General features: G+C 45.1%; 15 protein-coding genes. 8 read left to right on the top strand and 7 right to left on the bottom strand.

From position 1 onward, the window contains the following. Positions 1-349 precede the first annotated feature (349 nt). Complete coding sequence (locus FFM64_RS11485; RefSeq protein WP_137608172.1) at positions 350-1,072, bottom strand: UTRA domain-containing protein; 723 nt, start codon at positions 1,070-1,072, stop codon at positions 350-352. A gap of 204 nt (positions 1,073-1,276) precedes the next feature. On the opposite strand from FFM64_RS11485, the gene FFM64_RS11480 reads away from it, so the two are divergent. The 6 genes from FFM64_RS11480 (at position 1,277) to FFM64_RS11455 (ending at position 9,247) form a co-directional block, all read left to right on the top strand. After that, positions 1,277-2,107: an alpha/beta hydrolase gene (locus FFM64_RS11480; RefSeq protein WP_137608182.1), complete on the top strand. Its 831-nt coding sequence runs from the start codon at positions 1,277-1,279 to the stop codon at positions 2,105-2,107. A gap of 648 nt (positions 2,108-2,755) precedes the next feature. Further along, positions 2,756-4,057, top strand: coding sequence for an alkaline phosphatase family protein (locus FFM64_RS11475; RefSeq protein WP_137608171.1), 1,302 nt, complete (start codon positions 2,756-2,758; stop codon positions 4,055-4,057). Beyond that, on the top strand, positions 4,054-5,301 hold the full coding sequence (locus FFM64_RS11470; protein WP_137608170.1) for an MFS transporter: 1,248 nt from the start codon (positions 4,054-4,056) through the stop codon (positions 5,299-5,301). The genes FFM64_RS11475 and FFM64_RS11470 overlap by 4 nt, the downstream gene beginning before the upstream one ends. Positions 5,302-5,413: 112 nt before the next feature. After that, positions 5,414-6,409 (top strand): LacI family DNA-binding transcriptional regulator, encoded by a 996-nt coding sequence (locus tag FFM64_RS11465; protein WP_171000397.1) that lies wholly within the window; start codon positions 5,414-5,416, stop codon positions 6,407-6,409. Between the two features lie 464 nt (positions 6,410-6,873). Beyond that, on the top strand, positions 6,874-7,824 hold the full coding sequence (locus FFM64_RS11460) for an ROK family protein (protein WP_137608168.1): 951 nt from the start codon (positions 6,874-6,876) through the stop codon (positions 7,822-7,824). Beyond that, complete coding sequence (locus FFM64_RS11455; RefSeq protein WP_137608167.1) at positions 7,817-9,247, top strand: 6-phospho-beta-glucosidase; 1,431 nt, start codon at positions 7,817-7,819, stop codon at positions 9,245-9,247. Before FFM64_RS11460 ends, FFM64_RS11455 begins: the two co-directional genes overlap by 8 nt. Before the next feature lie 72 nt (positions 9,248-9,319). Here the strand turns inward: FFM64_RS11455 and FFM64_RS11450 are convergent, their stop codons facing one another. From FFM64_RS11450 to FFM64_RS11430, 5 genes are all read right to left on the bottom strand, one after another. Then, positions 9,320-10,276, bottom strand: coding sequence for a Dyp-type peroxidase (locus FFM64_RS11450; RefSeq protein ID WP_137608166.1), 957 nt, complete (start codon positions 10,274-10,276; stop codon positions 9,320-9,322). A 131-nt stretch (positions 10,277-10,407) separates the two neighbouring features. Further along, entirely contained in the window at positions 10,408-10,668 is a 261-nt protein-coding gene (locus FFM64_RS11445; RefSeq protein WP_137608165.1) for a Txe/YoeB family addiction module toxin, read from the bottom strand. Continuing rightward, positions 10,668-10,928, bottom strand: a complete 261-nt coding sequence (locus FFM64_RS11440) for a type II toxin-antitoxin system Phd/YefM family antitoxin (protein WP_137608164.1) — start codon at positions 10,926-10,928, stop codon at positions 10,668-10,670. Before FFM64_RS11440 ends, FFM64_RS11445 begins: the two co-directional genes overlap by 1 nt. A gap of 173 nt (positions 10,929-11,101) precedes the next feature. Next, on the bottom strand, positions 11,102-12,469 hold the full coding sequence (locus FFM64_RS11435; RefSeq protein ID WP_137608163.1) for an APC family permease: 1,368 nt from the start codon (positions 12,467-12,469) through the stop codon (positions 11,102-11,104). Between the two features lie 3 nt (positions 12,470-12,472). Further along, positions 12,473-13,393, bottom strand: a complete 921-nt coding sequence (locus FFM64_RS11430) for a proline iminopeptidase-family hydrolase (RefSeq protein WP_137608162.1) — start codon at positions 13,391-13,393, stop codon at positions 12,473-12,475. A 222-nt stretch (positions 13,394-13,615) separates the two neighbouring features. On the opposite strand from FFM64_RS11430, the gene FFM64_RS11425 reads away from it, so the two are divergent. Continuing rightward, on the top strand, positions 13,616-15,442 hold the full coding sequence (locus tag FFM64_RS11425; RefSeq protein ID WP_137608161.1) for a DUF2207 domain-containing protein: 1,827 nt from the start codon (positions 13,616-13,618) through the stop codon (positions 15,440-15,442). Between the two features lie 104 nt (positions 15,443-15,546). Here the strand turns inward: FFM64_RS11425 and FFM64_RS11420 are convergent, their stop codons facing one another. Next, positions 15,547-18,873 (bottom strand): SEC10/PgrA surface exclusion domain-containing protein, encoded by a 3,327-nt coding sequence (locus FFM64_RS11420; protein ID WP_137608160.1) that lies wholly within the window; start codon positions 18,871-18,873, stop codon positions 15,547-15,549. Between the two features lie 346 nt (positions 18,874-19,219). On the opposite strand from FFM64_RS11420, the gene FFM64_RS11415 reads away from it, so the two are divergent. After that, positions 19,220-20,017: a Cof-type HAD-IIB family hydrolase gene (locus FFM64_RS11415; protein ID WP_137608159.1), complete on the top strand. Its 798-nt coding sequence runs from the start codon at positions 19,220-19,222 to the stop codon at positions 20,015-20,017. Positions 20,018-20,264: the final 247 nt, after the last annotated feature.

Genomic DNA, 20,264 nt, shown 5'->3' with positions numbered 1-20,264 from the left:
GGCTTAGAAAGAGTGTGGTGAAACAAAAATAGTCGCTGAACACCTAGCTGTTCAGCGGCTATTTTTAGTTTTTTACTCCTAGTGACCACACCTAATTCTTTGACCGAATCAGTTGATCCGTTAACACCAATTGTCAACGGTACAAAGGCTAACCCCCATTAGCTTTTATAAGTATCATTATAATCTAACCAGCTAAATAGTCAATATTTATTCGAATATATTTGCAATAATGATGTGAAACAATTGTGACTATTTATTATAAAATAAATGGAAGTCAGGAAATACTTAGAGCGACAAGCAAAAAGCCCGGCCATCTTAAGATGACCGGGTCAATAGTGGTTGGTAAAGTTTAATTACGAATCAGTTGGTTGAAGACCAGTTCGTTCGGAATGAAATGCGATTCTGTGTATTCAAATTGCCGACCAGAATCGTTGAATGCGATACTGATCATGTTGCCAACACAGTTATTCTTGCCAAGCGCGAGGTTCTCCGTATCGACCGATTGTGCAGAATCAACGCGTAACATTCGTTTAACGACTGCAATTTTAACTTTCAACGTTTTCTGAATGTAATTGTAAATCGAGTCATGTGCAATTTTAGGGGTGATTCCAGGAATTAATTGCGCATTAAAGTAGTTAATATCAATGACGGCGCGAGTCCCGTTAATTTTGCGCACCCGTTTTAACGCGTAAACGGGAATGCCAACTTCAAAAGCGGTTTGCTGACTTAACGCTTGGTCAACGATAATCTGTTCGAAGCTGACGAGATCGGTCTGATAATCGAAGGGCGCATCAGGACTAGCTGTGTGGATCCCAGAAAGTTCACCTAAGTTAAGATTGAACTGCTGCGTTTGTGGCGTGTGTTCCAATAAAACCACGCCGCGTCCTTTAACACTATAGACTAACCCTTCTTCGGATAATTTTTTAATCGCCTTGCGGACGGCATACCGACTACTGCTGAATTCGGTAATGAGATCATCTTCAATCGGCAGACGCATCTTAATACTGTAGTCTCCCTTTAGAATGCGTTTCTTTAAGGTTTGGTAGATTGATTCAAATGTATTGTTTGCCATAGTTATCACCTTCATACCCTTAATTGTTAGTCTTATTATAACAAAATTTAAGTTGGTTGTGATAAATATCCGAACAAATTAAATTATTTGTTCGAACAAAATTGACGAATGATGTGTGAAATGCTTATAATGTAAGCGTACACATCAAGGGCAAGGTTATTTTGGGGTCTTAACAAACATAATAATATGGGGGGATTACTAATGATGCAAGTTGAGCAACAGACATTGGTAACACGAGAACATCCATTTAAGGTGACGGGTTACTGGCTAGATCAAGTTTCAGATTTTGGAGAAGCGGTTGATTATCCAGTGATCATTATCTGTCCTGGTGGCGGCTTTACTTATCATTCTGGTCGGGAAGAGGCGCCGATTGCTTTACGATTTGTTGCGGAAGGCATGCATGCCGTGGTTTTAAATTATCAATTGGAAACGCCGACGAGTCAGGTGTATCCGTGGGCGCTGCAGCAATTGGGCGCGACGATTGACTGGGTCACGCAACAGGCGGAAAAGCGGCATATTGATCCAAAGCGGATTATTTTGGCTGGCTTTTCGGCTGGTGGGCACGTTGTGGCGGACTATAATGGTGTCGCCACAAATGCAAAACTACGTGCTGAATATCACTTAGATCAGTATCATGGTCAGCATGCCGCCACAATTTTGGGATATCCCGTAATTGATTTAGATGCGGGTTTCCCAGGTAGCGTTGCGGAACGCGATAAGATTACTAAAGACGAACGCTTATTTGCGGCACAAAAGCTATTGAATGCGAATAGTAAGCCAGCGTTTGTTTGGCAAACGGTGACCGATGAATTAGTGCCGCCGATTAATTCGATGATGTATGTGCAAGGGTTGATGCAATTAGGCATTGAAACCGAATATCATTTATTTGGCTCCGGAATCCATGGATTAGCTTTAGCCAACCATGTCACGAAAAAGCCTCATAAGACCAAGTATCTGAATGATCAAGCCGCACACTGGGTATCATTAGCCGTGCGCTGGTTACAGTTACAAGGTTATTTGCACGATGAAAATTAAGCTAACCCCCAAACGCCCGAGTGAAATGACTCGGGCGTTTTTGTGACCACTTTTAGTAAACCGGCTGGTCAATCAACTGCTGACAGTGGTTGAAATTCTGCGGTATAATTTTATGTATCGATAACAAATGTCAAACTAACAGTCAAAGGTCGCAAGATGCTGCCGCTTCTGGTTGTTGCTGATAACATGCGGACGAGGGACCGATTCAAGCTTTAGAAACGTCTTGAACCTCGCCCGGAAGCTTTGCCAAAACCGCAAATTTTCCGGACCGTCCGTGGTGTAAGACCGGCAAAAGCCACCGGTCAAACGCCACTTGCACGTCCGATGCTATCAGCAACAACCTCCAGCTAATCAGGAATTCTTTTTTAATAAATCTATTATTTACGCTTAGTGGCGTCAGTCAAAATCGGTATGCAGTGTCGGCAAGATTAGTTAGCGTTCTTTGCTGACTAATCTTGCAGGGCAATTCAAAGACGTGGTTTGTCGGCTATGAATTGAGAAACCAGACCACACTTCGGCTGGTGCCGTCCCTCACAGCACACCAGTTTTGACTGACGGAGCGCTGAATTTGGACGGGACTATTGCTGGTAGTAATACATTTGTGATGCTTTTGAGCTTTTAGCTAATATAAAAAAAGGGGCGGTAACCATGGCAACAAATCAGCATTTAGTGATTATTTCGTTAGATGCACTGGGTTTTCGCGATTTACGTGAACATCAAAGCGAGTTACCCGTATTAAATCAATTAATGACCGGTGGTGCTTGGGTCAAGTCAGTCACAGGAATTTACCCAACATTGACGTATCCGTCACACACGACCATTATTACGGGGCAATACCCCAAGGTTCATGGAATTGTGAATAATACGAAGCTGCAGCCAAAACGACGTTCACCAGACTGGTACTGGTATCAAAAGGATGTCAAAGTCCCAACACTTTATGATTTGGCACGGCAACAAAAATTAACGACCGCGGCTTTTTTGTGGCCAGTGACGGCCGGTAGTAAAATTACTTATAATTTAGCAGAAATCTTTCCAAATCGAATTTGGACGAATCAGGTTCTGGTTTCAATTAAAGCCAGTTCACCATTGTTTTTGTTAAAAATGAATCAAAAGTACGGTCATCTGCGGAATGGCATTAAGCAACCACAATTGGACGACTTTATTACGGCTTGTGCGGTGGATACGTTAACGCACAAAAAGCCCAATTTGACGCTGATTCATCTGGTTGATATGGATAGTATGCGGCATCGTTATGGGGTGCGGTCGAAGGAAGCCATGGCAGCGTTACATCGGTTGGACCACCATGTTGGGCAATTAATTGATGCCACCAAACAAGCAGGGACTTTTGCGGATACTAACTTTGTGATTCTCGGGGACCACTATCAAATCAACGTGGACCACATGATCCACTTAAACACCTTATTTGCTCAAAAAGGATGGTTGACGCCACGCCAGGATCAAACGTTTGAAGATGATTGGTCCGTGATGGCGAAGACTGCGGATGGGTCGACGTATATTTATACGCGCCATTTTGATGACCTAGCTGAGCTGAAAGCCTTGATTGCGGGTGTTGAAGGTGTCGAAACGGTCATTACTGGTGACGAGGCCGCTAAACGGGGGGCTGACCCGGCATGTGCGTTGATGGTTGAAGCTAAGGAAGGCTATTACTTTACGGATGAAAGTCGGCGGCCATTAGTTGTCGAACCAGTGCACCCAGCAACATTAGGCCAACCTGACCGGTATCATGGGGTGCACGGCTATGATCCAACTAAGCCGGATTATCAAACCACGCTTTTATTTAATGGTCCGGCAGTTAAAGCGGGTGCTCGGATTGAGGCAGCTAACTTAGTTGACGAAGCACCAACTTTTGCCCGATTATTGGGACTACAGTTTGACGGTCCGATGCCAGGGCAGTGTTTAGATGGCATTTTTAAGGAGGACCGCGAATGAAGTTTAACAAATCACAGTGGAGCTGGATTTTTTATGACTGGGCCAATTCAGGCTATGGCATTATTGTCACGACCGCTGTTTTACCGGTGTATTTCAAAGCGATTGCCCAAAACAACGGTGTTTCGGCAGCGAATGCCACTGCCTACTGGGGGTATGCGAATAGTATTGGGACGTTATTGGTCTCAATTTTGGCCCCAGTTTTAGGGGCATTAGCCGATTATCCCAAAGCTAAGAAACGCTGGCTGAATGTCTTTTCCATTGTCGGAATGTTGATGACGCTAGGATTGAGTGTTGCGCCGACGAGTGCGTGGAAACTTTTACTTGGTATTTATATCCTGTCGATTATTGGCTACTCCGGTGGCAATCTTTTTTACGATAGTTTTCTGACCGATGTGGCGCCTAATGAAGAAATGGATCGCATTTCGTCCTATGGCTATGGTTTCGGCTATTTGGGTGGGGTGCTGGCGTTCATTTTATTCCTAGTGTTGCAACTGACGAGTGGATTTGGTCAATTGTCGAGCTACGGGGTTGCCCGTTGGAGTTTTGTGTTGGCCGCAGTTTGGTGGATTATTTTCTACATCCCATTGTTGAAAAATGTCCATCAGGTGTATGCGTTGAAGCCTAATGCTCACCCGGTAACGGATAGTTTTAAACGGGTGTGGTCAACCTTGAAACATCTTAAAAAATATCGAGCCGCGGCGTGGTTCTTAGTGGCTTACTTCTTCTATATTGATGGCGTTGACACAATCTTTACAATGGCGACCTCGATTGGAATGGATATGGGCATTACGACCACGACCTTGATGATTGTATTATTGGTCGTGCAGTTGGTGGCCTTTCCGTTCTCGATTCTGTATGGTTGGATTGCGCGTAAGACATCAACGCGAACTGGTATTTTGATTGGGATTATCGTGTATCTCGGAATTTGTTTGTATGCTTTACGTTTAGAATCCGTAACCGATTTCTGGGTTCTGGCCGTATTAGTGGGGACGAGCCAAGGTGGGATTCAAGCCTTGAGTCGGTCCTATTTTGGCCGGTTGATTCCAAAGCAATCGGGGAGTGAGTTCTTCGGCTTCTATAATATTTTAGGAAAGTTTTCAGCAGTGATGGGACCGGTGTTAGTTGGAATTGTCACCCAATTGACCGGTAAATCAACAATTGGTGCGGCTTCATTAAGCATCTTGTTCTTGATTGGATTGGTGATTTTCTTAGCGTTACCGCATTTAACAGAAAAAAAGAATTAAGCAAGCGTCATTTCGGCAAATTGTTGAAATGACGTTTTTTGTGTTCTTGTATTTGGTAATGGAACCGGATACAATGATAGTTATAAAAACGTTTTTATTTAAGGTGATTAATTTGAAAAAAGCAACAATTAAGGATGTGGCGCAGTTAGCCAAAGTCTCAATTTCGACGGTCTCGAACGCGTTAAACGGGGTCAATGTCGTTAAGCCACAGACTAAGGCTCGAATTTTAAAAGCGGCCCATCATTTGAACTATTCGCCTAACTTGATGGGAAAACAGTTACGTTCAGGGCAGACAAATACGATTGGCGTCTTCACGGATAGTGTTGCCGGACCGTATTTTTATCAATTGATTGAAACAATTTCGCAAGCGGTGGCGGCTAAACACTATGGACTCAGTGTGACACTCGCTAATAATCACACCGCGTTGATGAACGCATTGTTGGGAAACACCTGTGACGGGGCGATTATTTTTGATCATCGGGTCGACGATCGCGATTTAGAACATCTAGCCGGTCAAGGAATCCCCGCTGTCATGTTGGATCGACCGGTGTCTGGTGAGCGGCTCAGCAGTATTGTCTTTGATTCGTTTAATGAAAGTTATTTAGCCACGCAGTATTTGCTCAAATTGGGGCACCGGCGACTGGGCTATTTGGCCGGTTATGACAACAACCGTGATAACCACGAACGCTTTTCGGGATTTCAACAGGCAATTTTGGCAGCCGGGTTAAATTTGGAAGATATGGTTGTTTTGAAGGGATTATTTGAAGAAAAGGCTTCTTTTGAGGCGATGCAAACTTATTTAACGACGGCCACTGCGCAGCCGGTCACGGCATTTCTAGCCGGCAATGACTTGAGTGCGATTGGTGCAATTAAAGCGATTCAAGCTGCGGGACAACATGTGCCGACGGACTATAGTGTGATCGGTTTCGATGACATTGAAATTGCCAGTTATTTCCAGCCGGCATTGACGACAGTTCACAATCCGATTGCCCAGCAAGCGCAACTCGCCGTGACCGAATTGATTCGGTTGTTGACGACCAAACAGTGGGGGCAGCAACAAGTTTTACCCGGTGAATTAAAGCTCAGAGACTCAACGGCACAGTGCTAGTGTTGGCGCTCTGGTCGGTCCAGAATTGGCTGGAACGTGGTGGCCACGTTTGTGAGCCAAAGTGCGGTCTCACAAGCCGGGCTTTAAGTCACCACCTAAGATAAACGACACCACTGAGCCAATTCTGAACCGACCGTCGCTGGCTTTACTGCTGTCTTGACGGAAGGTCTGAGTGGACATAAATTGGTTTTTGCTTGATCTTGAGTCTCAAGTTTAGCCGAGAGGTTGGGGCCAAAAATGCTCAGCCGTGAAATTGATCTAAGTTCGGGTGGGTTGTCCGGACTTAGATCAAGGTCAGTTTTGAAGACCGTTCTTTGGCTTCAAAATGGCCTGCGGCGTTCCAGCATTTTAGGTCCCAACCGGCAGGCGGCAAAGTAAGTTAACCAGAGTGGCAGGGACAAATCATGATTTATAACGAAACAAGAAAATACAAGCGATTTTAGTTTAAAAAGGAGAGCTTAACAATGGCAACTTATATGAGTTTTGATGTTGGTGGAACGACCATCAAGTATGCACTGGTTGATGATGCGGGGCTGGTCACCGACAAAAATGCGTTTCCAACCGTGGATAATGCCGAGACCTTGATCAATCAGATGGTCGCTGTGGTGAAAGATTATGCCGCCAAGCAACCGTTAGCAGGAATTGGTTTCTCAGCCCCTGGGATCGTGCGTCACGACGGGTATATGGTCACAGGTGGGGCGATTCAAACTTTTAATGGCTACCCGTTAGCCCAAACGATGGCAACTAAGACGGGCTTGCCGGTGGCTGTGGAAAATGATGCCAATGCAGCAGCTATCGCAGAACAATGGCAGGGTAACGCCATCGGTTGTCAGAATTATTTGACGGTCGTGTTAGGTACCGGTGTTGGCGGTGGCATCGTCATCAATGGCGATGTTTACCGTGGTAGTCACGGGATGGCCGGTGAATTTGGATGGAATGTCATTCATGATATTGATCCAACCCATGAACTAGAAAGTTTTTCGTTAAATCAACACGCGGCAGTTGTAAGCGGTTTAGTTAACCGGTACAATCAAAGCAAACAACAGGTGGACGCAACGGCGGTTCCAGTAACGGATGCGCGGGAAATCTTAGCGGCGGCAAAAGCTGGCGAGACGATTGCCCAGACGGAAGTGGCTAGCTTTATTCAAGACGTGGCGATCATGTTGTTGAATTTGTTTGCAAATTTTGATCCAGAGTTGATTTTGGTTGGTGGCGGCATCAGTGCCAATGAGGACTTTATCAAATTGTTACAGGCCAAGTTGGATGAAATGATTGCGCGGCACGAAAGTTTGAATCGGATTAAGAACATTGCGTTGGGGCACGTTCAACCAGCCAAGTGTCGGAATAACGCGGGACTGATTGGCGCGGCTTATCAAATCAAGAAACAGTTGGAAAGCGAGGCTGAGCATGAGTAAATTACCAAAAGGCTTTTTATGGGGTGGCGCGGTGGCCGCTCATCAATTAGAGGGTGGCAGTGACGCTGATGGCAAAGGGGTTTCGATTGCGGATGTAATGACTGCCGGAGCTAATGGGGTCGATCGTCAAATTACGGATGGTGTGATTCCAGGAAAAAATTATCCAAACCACGAAGCCATTGATTTTTATCATCGTTATCACGAGGATGTCGAACTGTTCGCTGAAATGGGCTTGAAGTGTTTTCGGACGTCGATTGCCTGGACGCGGATTTTTCCAAATGGCGACGAAACGACGCCGAATGAAGCTGGGTTAGCTTTTTATGACGGGTTATTTGATGATTTGTTAGCGCATGGCATTGAACCAGTCGTGACGCTCTCACATTTTGAGATGCCTTATCATCTCGTGAAGGCGTATGGCGGTTGGCGTGATCGCCGCGTGATTGATTTCTTCGTCCACTTTGCGACGACGGTGTTTGAACGTTACCAGCATAAAGTTAAGTACTGGATGACTTTTAATGAAATTAATAATCAAAATGGTTTAAATAAATGGGCTTTGTTTACCAACTCTGGTGTTTTATTGAAAGATGATGAAGATCCGGAAAAGGTGCTTTACCAAGTGGGACACTATGAGTTAGTCGCCAGTGCGAAGGCTGTTCAGATTGGACATGCCATTAATCCGGACATGCAAATTGGGTGTATGATGGCGGTTTGGCCGACTTATGCGGCTTCATCAGATCCGCGTGATGTGCTGAAAGCCGAACGTTTTGCGCAGGCAAACTATTGGTTCTCAGACGTCCATGTTTGGGGACATTATCCAAACTGGTTGCGGCGTTACCAGGAGAAACAAGGGTTTGAATTGGATATTACGGCGGCGGATCTACAGACGTTAGCGGCGGGGACGGTCGACTATATTGGCCTGTCCTACTATGCTTCCGGCGTAATCAAGGCCGCTGAAAATGAACCAGCCAACTTTATGACCCGCAATGAGGCGCTCAACGTCGAGAATCCGAATTTGCACGCAACCGAATGGGGTTGGCCCATCGATCCAGTGGGCCTGCGCTATAGTTTGAATTGGCTGACTGACCGATACCACTTGCCATTGTTTATTGTAGAAAATGGGATGGGTGCCCCGGACAAAGTTGAAGCGGATGGCAGTATCCATGATCCATATCGGGTCGACTATCTGAAACGGCACATTGAGCAACTGGAATTGGCGGTTGATGAAGATGGTGTCGATTTAATGGGTTATACGCCTTGGGGTGTGATCGATTTGGTCTCAGCTGGCACGGGTCAGATGGAAAAACGGTACGGCTTTATTTACGTCGACAAAGATGACCAAGGTCAAGGCACCTTGGATCGGTCCAAGAAGGACTCGTTCTATTGGTACCAACAGGTCATCGCGACTAACGGTGAAAAATTGTAATTAGTCAAAAAGGGCCAATCAGGTCGTCAGTTTAGCTGACGATTTGATTGGCCCTTTTTAAATTAATTGATTTTAGTGAAAGTCATCAGCGGCAATCTTGGCGAGCAGATCACGAGATGGGATGAAGAAGAGTTGACCGGATAAAATGGTTGAAAACGTGAGTAAAAAGTCGTTTTGATCCAGCATGTTTTGCAACATTCCTTTAGTCACAGTCCAGTGGCGCGCATAGCCAATGAAATAAGTCCCAGTATGACCAGCTGCTGGGTCTGAAAACGGCACGTTCATGCGTACGATCTTTTGCTCAACGCCGTCGACTTCGAATTTAGAGGCAACGTTATGCGCATTCTTGAATTTGTCCTCGTCAGCGAGTTCAAAGTCACTGAACTTTTCACGACCAACGGCTTTTTCTTGTTCTTCGGTGTGCAAATGATCCCAGACTGGCATATCGTGTTGCCATTTTTGAGCGAAGGCGTATGAGCCATTTTCAAATTGGGGATCTTCGTCGCCAATCAAAGCATAGTCAGCGGCGTCTTCAACTGCGGGGGCTTCGGTGCCATCAATAAAACCGATGATGGCGCGACCTTCAAAGTAACGGAAGCCTTTCGTCTCGTCGAGAACGGTGGTGATGTCAGCCAGGACACGACGGAACTGAGTTTGACACTCATAAACGACGGCTTCATTACTGGCGCGGATATGGAAGAATAAGTCGCCAGCGGAAGCCGGCATCTCATACTTTGGCCCGGTTAATGTCGTATAAGTGGCTAATTCTTTCGGTTTAGGCGCATCGGGAAAGAGATAATCCCAAGCCGCGTTACTGATCCCAATACTGACTTTGAGTTGTGAACCACTTTCGGGTTTAGCATCACGGATGCGTAAGGAACGAATGATGGCCTGAGAACGATCGGCAAATTCTTGGAACACTTCCTGGGCTTGTTGTTGGTTATCACGAGTTAATTTCAAAACAGTGAATTGAGCATGTTCACCGACATCTTTCCAGACATCTTGCGCGTGGCTTGGTGCGATTGGCATAAAATCTCCTCCAATATGATTGATAGTCTTAGCGTAGCGACTAAGATGAGGGGCGTCAATTAAAGTGAAGTGATTAAGTAATAAGTTGTTTGAAAAAGAAATACGGTTCGTTTGAAGGTCGAACGATACGATTAATTATCGTGACTCCAGGCAGCGTAAATGGTCACAATTCTGTTTTGGGCATCAATTGTGTAAACAACTCTGTGATGGATATTAAGTCGACGTGAATACTTTCCTGATGCTGGTGGGGTTAGTTTTTCTAGACTTTGGTTCGGAAAGTAAGGATCACGCTTCAATTGATCAACGACTGCTTCAAAATTGGCAACTAATTGGGATTGCTTGATTTTTCTTAAATCATGTTTGACTGAGTTTTTCAAAATGACTGTATACATTAAAGCTTAGCCCAGTCGATGTCATCAACATTTGTAAAGCCAGAATGGTCTTGTTCACGCTCGGCAATCTTAGCAAGTGTTCCGGTACTGGCTAAATATAGTGTTTCTTGTAAGGCGTCATAATCACTTTTGCTGAGGATAACGGTATCCAGCGATTCGTCTTTTTGCTGGATGGTAACTGGTTGGTGGTCAGTCGCAACGTGCTTTAAAATCTGATAAAGATCTTTACGAGCGCTAGTTGGTGTAAAGGTTTCTTGCATTATTTGGACCTCCGTTAGTTTTAATGATTCAATTTTAACGTACGCGTTTGACGTACGCAATTGAAAGGCTTTTGAAACTTGCATTTTAAGTCACCCGATTATTGAAGCGTTACATAGACTAGTTACGCAAAAAAACAGCTGATTGTTTTTAAGCAATCAACCGGTTTTTTAAATTATAAATCCATTTCAGTATTGCGCTGTGTCAGGCGTAAGATTCCGTAGTACACAAGGCCAATGACTAACCAAGCGGCGCCGATCTCCTTGGCCAAAATGTTCAAATTAATCATGACAAAGAGAATGACGGCGAACCCGATAATCGGCACGATCAGATGGTGCCAGTAGTCGTGTGAATGTTCCTTAATCAGGAAGTGGTTAACAACGGCTACGTGGATAATCAAGAAGGCTGTCAACGCGCCACAGTTGACAATTTCGGACAGCACGCCACTGTTATTCATGAAGATTAAACCAACAATGAGTGAGATTACCGACACTAACAGGGTGCTGACATAGGGCGTTTTATATTTAGGATGGACTTTGGCTAAAACTTTTGGCAAATTGTGATCCCGTGACATTCCGAATAAAATTCTAGAAATCGCTGCCTGGGCGGCTAAAGCGTTCGCGAAGCCCCACGACAAGATGGTCGCAATCGTGGTCAGGTACATTAAGAATGGTCCGCCAACCTTGCTAGCAACCACGTAGAAGGCGGTGTTCAAATCACCAAATGACTGCCAGTTTGGCACGATTAAAGCAGCCAAATAGGTTTGAACGATGAAGAGCACGCCGACGATCAGTAGCGACCACATGATCCCTTGACCAACGGTTTTGTTGCCACCGGTTGTTTCTTCGGCCAAGGTGCTGATGCCGTCAAAGCCCAGGAAGCTCAAGACGGCAACGGAGGTCGCGGTCATGACAAAGTTTAAGTTGAACTGCTTGGCATCATAGAAAGGCTTCATCGTGAAGCCATTACCGACGCCGTGCATTAAGCCATAGACTCCCATGATGACGAAGAAGGCGAGGACGATCAGTTCACCGATTAAGAAGATGCGGTTAGTGATGGCGGTGAACTCAATCCCACGCACATTGATCAGGGTGTTGATCGTGATGAAAACGACCAGCCAAATCCAAGTTGGTACTGCGGGTAACAATGATTTCAACGAATTGGCAGAGATAATATATAAGAGGGCAGGCACAAAAATGTAATCCAGAATAATCATCCAACCAGATAAAAAGCCAATCGTTTTGTTAATGCCGAGCTTAGCATAAGCGTAGACGGAACCAGCAATTGGAAAGGCGCGTGAGAGTTGACCATAGCTGAGAGCCGTGAAAAACATGGCAACCATCCCAATGGCATAGGTGAGGGCGATCATCCCACGAGAAGCGGAAATGACGGAGCCATAAATCCCCATGGGTGCGATGGGTACCATAAAAATCAACCCATAAATAACTAAATCTTTGACTGATAAGGTCCGGTCAAGCTCTTGTTTATAACCAAAGTCGCTTAGTTGCGCGACGTGGTTGCTTGGAACGTGATTAACTGCCATAAGCTATCCCTCTTTTGATTGATTAAACGTGCCATGACGTAAATCTAAGAAGTAATTCTTTAAATTAGTGAAGAAAACGGCGGGATTATCGACCATATGATTGTGACCACTATCGGGGGTCACAACCAGCTGGGCATTTGGCATGTCACGTTGCATGCGTTGCGCAGTTGCTAGCGGCATGGTTTCATGATCTGCAAATGAGAGTAATGTCGGGAGTTGAATCGTTTTGAGCTGATTAGAAAAGTCCCATTTACCGAGATCACCCTCGACGACGAATTCGTTATCTCCTTGAAAATGGTTATAAACTGGTTTGGATTGAATATCGACGTTGTGTGACATCATCGCTGGTTGTCGTCGATTGATATAGTCATGATAGAGTTGTGTAATCATTTTCCGATAATGTGGATTGGACCACTGCCCGCGGCGCTCAATATCCAGCATAAAAGCATTCTCCGCGGGTGAAAATTCGGCGGCACGGATAGCTTTGATGTGCTCGACGTAGTCTGGAATATTGTCGACCATACTGATGATGATCAAGCCCTCGAGTTGGGCCTGATGTAGGGCGGCGTATGACATGGCCAACATACCACCCCAGGAGTGTCCCGCTAAAAAATAGTGGTCGTAGCCGAGTAACTGACGGATTTCGTTGACTTCGCTGAGGTAGTAATCTTCAGTGAGGTATTCTGCTTTAACGGCCGGGTCATCCCAGTCGGGCGTATCCGAGTACCAAGAACCGAGTTGGTCATACATTGTGACCTCAATGTCTAGATCCGCCAGTTCGGGACCGAAACGTTCAAAGACTTCATGAGTGTCACCGGGGCCACCATGGAGACAGAGTAATTTGGTCTTGCCACCAAGGTTATTGGTATGGGTCCAAATGTGATAGCCATTTTTGAGAGTTAAAATTCGTGTAACGTTACGCATGATTATTGCCACCCACCTTTTATTAGGATAGTGCTAAAAATACGCTTTGTTCTCATTAATTTCAAATCTAATTCTAATCTGATGGCTGAAAGTCAATCAGATTACCGATATGCGTCAGATTGTGCAGTTACCGAACGGGGCACAACGCTCTTATCGTAAGATTAGGTCACTCATAATTGGTATGGTAAAATTAAGCTAAATCAGGGAAACGAGGGGTGGCATATGAAACAACGACTTTGGTGGACGATCATTGCGAGTGTTTTCTTAGCAGTCGTCACACTCAGCTGGCAGCCGCTAACGGCTCACGCGGATTATAAAATCAGTGATTACGACGTGCACGTTGATGTCCAAAAAGACGGCAGTGCGGAAGTCACTCAGGCAATGACTTATCGCTTCGATGATGACTATCACGGGGTATTTAATAAGCAAGACTTGCGCGGGATTCAGGGCGCCCAATTTCAAGGTGCAACCACTCGACTTAATAGTGGCATGACGGAAACGGTACGCGCCGCAGACACTGGTGCCAATAACACGTACAAATTAACGCAAACTAAAAAACAATTTCAGGTCAAACTTTATCGATCGGTCAGCGACGGCGATGAACTACGCGTGACTTACCGTTATCGGCTATTAGGCTTGGTGACGAATTATCAAGATACCGCTGAATTGAACTGGAAAATTATTGGGACTGGCTGGGATCAACCTTTGGAAAATGTCCGGTTAACCATCCAGTTACCAGTCAAGCCGGTCGGTGATTTACAGGCTTGGACACATGGCCCACAAGCTGGCCGGACGACTGTTGATCGAGAAAATGCGCGTGTAACCATGACGTTGGCACGTAATCCGGAGAATTCGTTTGTGGAAAGTCACATGCTTTTTCCAACAGACGTAACGCCATTCAATGCTCGGAAGAGTTCGAAGAAACGTAAAGCGGCGGTTCAAAAACAAGAAGCCGCACTAGCCAACGCGGCTAATCAAAAACGGCAACGACAAATCATCGTCAAATGGGGCATCTATGGCCTAACCGTCGCCATCTTTTTCGGCGTCTTCATCGGCTTCGCTTGGTGGCTACGGCGGCATCCGGCGCAGGTACATGTCAAACCAACGCCAATCAATCATTGGTTTGAAGTGCCAACGGTTGGGCCAGCGGTGGCGCAATCGTTGTGGAAGACGGCTTCGCCAGATACGAAAGCGATGTCGGCCGAAATTTTACAAGCCGCGGCGGCGAAAGAGATCACCTTGGAACCAATCGCGGGTAAGCGGAAGCCCACGGTTAAAATCACGAAACTAGGGCCAATTTCAAATTCGTTTTTGGCACATTGTTTTGATAAAATCGCGGTTCGTGATGAACTACGTTTGGATCAGTTACAAGCGTTCGGTAAAAAGGATAAAAAAGGCCGGCTGAATAAGTGGTTCGGTGAATGGCAAGCCACGGTTGACCAAGACGTGGCGACTTATCAAGATAAGACCAACTATAAAATTCGTAATACTTGGAACGGCATGGGAGTGGCAGTAACGCTCCTCGGGATTGTGGCAACTCTCGCGGCCATGTTCATTAGCCCAATGGTCACGACCATTACCGGTGTGGTCGCTTTGATTATCGCTGCTGGAACTTGGATTGTTGGTATTACCAATTACCGTAAAATTACTATTAACACTGACGAAGGGCTGACTTTAGTCAATCAAATTAATGGCTTCCGTCAAATGTTAAAGGATATCGGTCATTTTAATACCGCCGAAATAGGTGACTTAGTCCTTTGGGAACAGATTCTACCCTATGCGGCAGCGTTTGGCTTAGCCGGAAAAGTCGCCAATAAGTTAGCGGTCGACTTTGGCACTGCGGCATTGGCCGCTGGAATTGGTATTTACTATCCAATCTTCTTCGCTAACGATGGACTTGATTTTGATCTGTCAGGGTCATTGAGCAATAGTTTCTCGAGTGCGTTGGATGCTTCTAGCAATGCCAGTTCACCATCTGGCGGTTCCGGTGGTTTCTCAGGCGGTAGCTCGGGTGGCTTTGGTGGTGGTTCCGGTGGTGGCGCATTTTAAATTGGTCTAAAGATAAAAAATTATCATAGATTGCTAAAAAGGCAGTGACGGAAAGTGAAAATCCATCGCTGCCTTTTTAGTGAAATTAATGGGCTGTTAAACTTTTAGCTGTGATGACGTTTTCGTGACTTGATAGCACCCAATGATAATACGCCTAACAATAATCCCAAAATGGACGATCCTAGGATTGTGGTGAGCGAACCATCAGTTTCATTCGTTTGTGGCAAGCGGGTGAGATTGTGATGACTACCAGTGGCGGTTGGCAGAACGATACCAACTTGATTGCCAATAAAGGTCACTGATTTATCAGAAGTGTTGGCTGCCGAGTGATTGAGATTATTGGATTCGCTCTTTCCAGTTTTATACTGATTATAAAGCGTCCTGGCTTTTGCATATGCATCTTGAACCGCAGCTTCTTCATTGGCTTGTTCTTGAGCCAGTTTAGCGTCTAGTTGTAAGTTTTCAAGCACGGCTAAAGCGTGATTGTAATCAGCGTTTGCACTGAACAAAGTTGTTCTTGCTTCCGCGAGAGCTGATTGGGCAACACTAAGTTTTTGAACAGCTAAAGTGTAATTATCCTCAGCTTGCTTTGAGTCAGCCTGAGCGTCATTCAAGGCACTTTTGGCGGTAGCTAGCCTGGCATCCGCATTTTCAAGTTGTGATAACTTGGCCTTAGCAGCTTCGTATTCGTTTTGACGGTCCTTCACAGCTTGAGTCGCAGTTTCTAAACTAGTCTTGGCGTTGGCAAGTGTCTGGTTAGCGGCATCTAATGCTTTCTGTTGATCGTTAAAGGTAGACTTAGCGCTGCCCAATTGACTTTTAGCGTTGGTTAAAAGTTCCTTAGCGCTGTTCAATTCAGATAATGCGTGGGCCTTCACGTTCGTAAAATCAGCTAGTTCAGCCGTGATGGCTGCTAATTCGGCTTTGGCGTCAATAACGTGTTGGTTGGCGGCAGCTAAAGCATCAGTCGCACTTTGAGCCTTAGTCACGGCATCCTTAGCGGCAGTGGCGGCAGATTGTGCATTCCCATCCGCAGTCGCTTGAGTCTGCTTAGCAGTAGCTAAAATTTGGTTAGCAGCCGCTAGTAATTTAGCCTTACTGTCAGCGTTAGCAGTTGCCTGAGCTAAAGTATTTTCAGTTGATTTCACCTTGGCTTGTGCGTCAGCTACAACCTTAATTTGAGCTTCACGAGCTGCTTGCAGGTTATTCAGGTCAGACTTAGCTTGTGTTAAAGTGGTCTGATCGGTCTTTAACTTGTCTGACTGTTGTTGCAGTTGCACTGATAAGGCTTGAATTTTGTTGGCCAGAGCTGACTGAGTGTTTTGAGCTGTAGTTAAGTCACTTTGTGCATTGGTCCGTGCCGTTTTTGCATCTTGAAGCTGTTGGGTTGCAGTTACATTAGCGGCATTAGCTGCGTCTAAAGTAGATTGTGCGGAATCACGAGCGGTGGTCGCTGTACCCAAGTTAGTCTTCAATTCGCTCAAAGATGGGGTAGTTGCAATTGGTGTTGTGTCTGGAGTGGTGCCGTTAATATTGGCATCAGATCTGCTTGTAAAGTGGAGTTGACCAAATTTGTCGAATCCTAATCCCAAGTAATATTGTTTGTTATAAGTATCATCAGTATCCGCACCACCCATCAGTGAATAGAAATGTCCCCAGCCATTATTTCCACCATCACCAAATAACATTAGCTCAATATCTGTCACCATTTGACCTTTGATTTGAGTAATTGAAATATATCCATTTTGCGCAATCAGACCATTGATGAAAGTTTGACCCCAGTTTTCTGCTAAGAATGTTTCATTGTCAGCACCGACATGGTATTTATCAGCAACAGATTGAGTTTGTGAGCTGAGATGGGTCTTGTCTTTGGAAATATCAACGTTCGCATCTGAATACGCTTGAGCAACGTCATGTGCTGCATTCATGTCAACGACTTGAGATAACAGTTCATTGTTATCACCACGCCAGATATTGCGAGCTTGATTAATTAGAATCAAAGCATAATTCGCTAGTTCTTGGTATTGAGCATCTGTTAAGTCAGAAATATTCTTAATTGTTGTCTCTTGGTCCCTGGAAGAGGATTGGAACTTATTAGCCGAGACAGTCTTTTCCAAGAAGTCATTGCAATACGCATTCCATTCTTTTTCGTAGGCCGCATATTCTTCTGGTGACATGTTGGCCAATTGGTCGTATGGAAGCAAGCCGTGAACGGCCTTTTCCCACGCTGCCTTGTCTACGTTCAAAACAGGCACAGCATCAATTTGGCTTTGAATGTCATTAACGGTTTGGTTCTTATGATTCAAATCGTTTTGGTCATTTACCAGATTATCATTGGCGGTGTTAGCCGCAGTTTGGGCATTTAAAAGGTTGGTGTTAGCGGTGTTCTGATTGTTAGTCTTGTTTTGAACATCTTTATCGGCATTAGCTTTATCAGTCTCAGTTTGTTGCTGTTGTTGTTGCGTGGTAGCAATATCTGAGTTGTCTTGGGTAATACTATTTTGGGTGTCAGTCACCTTTTGGGTTAATTTGCCGGTGTCCAGTTCATCTAACTTCTTTTGTTCGTTGTTTGCTTGATCAACTGCACCATCATGTGAACTTTGGGCAGTGTTCTTGTCAGCATCGGCCTTGTCAGAAGCTGTTTGAGCATCCGTTTGCTTTTGTTGAGCATCCGCAGTGGTGGAAGCAGCGGCGCTGGCGTCTTGTTTAGCTTTGTCGGACGCTTGCTGGGTGGATTGAACATTTGCGTTGGCCGTGGTTAAATTTGTTTCGGCGGCAGATTGAGCAGCCTCAGTTTGATTGACCGTTTGGGTTGCTTGGTCTTGCTTAGCTTTTAAATTGTCAGGGGTCAATTGGTTGTAAGTGTTAGTCTTGTCATCAACGGTTTGTTGTGCAGCGTTAACGGCAGCTTGAGCGGTATTGATAGTGGCTTGAGCCTGATCTGTCTTACCTTGTTGGGCATTGACTGCATCAGTTGCTTGGTTAACTACGTCTTGATTAGTATTTTGCGTGTTCTGAGCAGCAGTGACGTTGGTATTTGCAGTATTTACCTTGTCCTTAGCCTTTAAAATATTCTCAGGCGTCGCTTCATCCTTGATGGCTTGGGCGGAATTCACCTTGGCTTGAGCAGCGGTTACGGAATTCTGTTTGTCCTGGACAGATTGTTGAGTCAAGTTGGTGTTAGCTTGAGCATCTTTAGCCGCTTGCGTCTTGGCATCAAAGTTCGCCTGGGACTGATTCAAATTGTCCTTGGCTTGGTTGACATTGGCCTGAGCTTGTTCTTGTGTGGTAGCGTCAATCGTTGTCAGACTCGCGATACGATTGTTATGACTTGTGGTTGCGGCGTTAGCCTGCAGACTAGGTGCGACCCCCACACCGGCAGCTGCAATCCCAATTAGAACCGTGGTAGCGATTGACTTGGACTTTTTCAAAATGACAACACTCCTTTTGATTTTAACGATGAGTTGCAGACAGAAAAAGGCTGAAACTCCTATCTGTGACTCTATACATAGTTTACACTAGTAATCATAAAAATAGGTCGAAACCGTCACGGAAATTTGTACTAATTAGGAGGATTTAGCCGTAATTGTGATTGGTCTAATAAATCGTTCAATCAAGGCATGTACATGGCATAACCTTGACCTAATGAGTAACCAAACCATGAGTCATAAATATTTTTTGAGTGTGAAATTGGTTTAAAGACTTGCGGTCCAGTTCAATTAACGGTACGCTGTGAAAGTAAAGGCTTACATAAATGGAAACGAATGGATGAGGTTAATGACAGTCAAATTAATAGCGACAGATATGGACGGTACTTTTCTTAATAATCAGGGGGATTATAATCGAACTTGGTTTGCTAAAATATATGCGGAGTTGCGTCGCCGTGGAATTCAATTTGTGATTGCGAGTGGTCACCAGGCCGTTGAATTGATAGACTTCTTTAAAGATTATCCCGACATGTGGTTGATTGGGGGAAACGGCGCCGAATTAATGAATGCTGAGGCCGGTTTGACGGCGGAAACTTTCTCTCCCGAAGCCACGCAACAAATTCTGACGACTTTGGCAGATTATCCTGAAATTCAGATTGCTCTCTGTGGTACTAAAACAGTGCACGTCTTGCAGCATGCTGATCCAGGTTTTATTGCGGATATGGGAAATTATTACTATCAATTGGAGAAGGTGGCTGATTTAAGAACCGTCACCGATTCAGTGGTGAAGTTCGATATTATTTGTGCACCAGCGATGACGGATCAATTGGTTTATGAATTAACGCCTAAATTAGCGGGCATTGCAGTCCCAGCTTCTGGCGGTCAGGGGAGTATGGACTTGATTCAACCAGGGATGCACAAAGGGCGTGCGCTCAAATTATTAGGCAATCGTTTGGGAATTCGATCAACAGAAATGGTCGCATTCGGCGATGGCACCAATGATTTGGAAATGCTTCGCTATGTTGAAACCGGTGTGGTCATGGGCAACGCCCCAATGAGCATGCAAACGCAAGGCGATACCGTGACGGAAACGAATGAACAAGATGGTGTCTTAACTTACATTGAAAATGAGATTTTACGAAAATAATCGTTTGGTTTCTGAAAATAGTCCGGTGTTTTGATTGCCAAACGGGCTTGCGCCATGCTACACTTCAACTAGATGGAAACGAACGGAGGCTGGGATTCGATATCCTGACCTCTTTTAGTTTGTGCTTGAGCTTTTGGAAGTTAGTGGTTGAAGCTCGTCCTTAATTTGATAGTCGAAACGTGCTAGCAGCGCCAGCGGGTTCCGCTTGGCCTAGCTAATAGTTATTTTATAGTCGAAACGTGTTCTG

Origin of the sequence: Lactiplantibacillus daoliensis, assembly GCF_005405005.1 — a bacterium.
GTDB classification, from domain to species: domain Bacteria; phylum Bacillota; class Bacilli; order Lactobacillales; family Lactobacillaceae; genus Lactiplantibacillus; species Lactiplantibacillus daoliensis.
The sequence above is the reverse complement of the archived record's forward strand: the minus strand, read 5'-3'. Positions and strand labels throughout refer to the sequence as shown.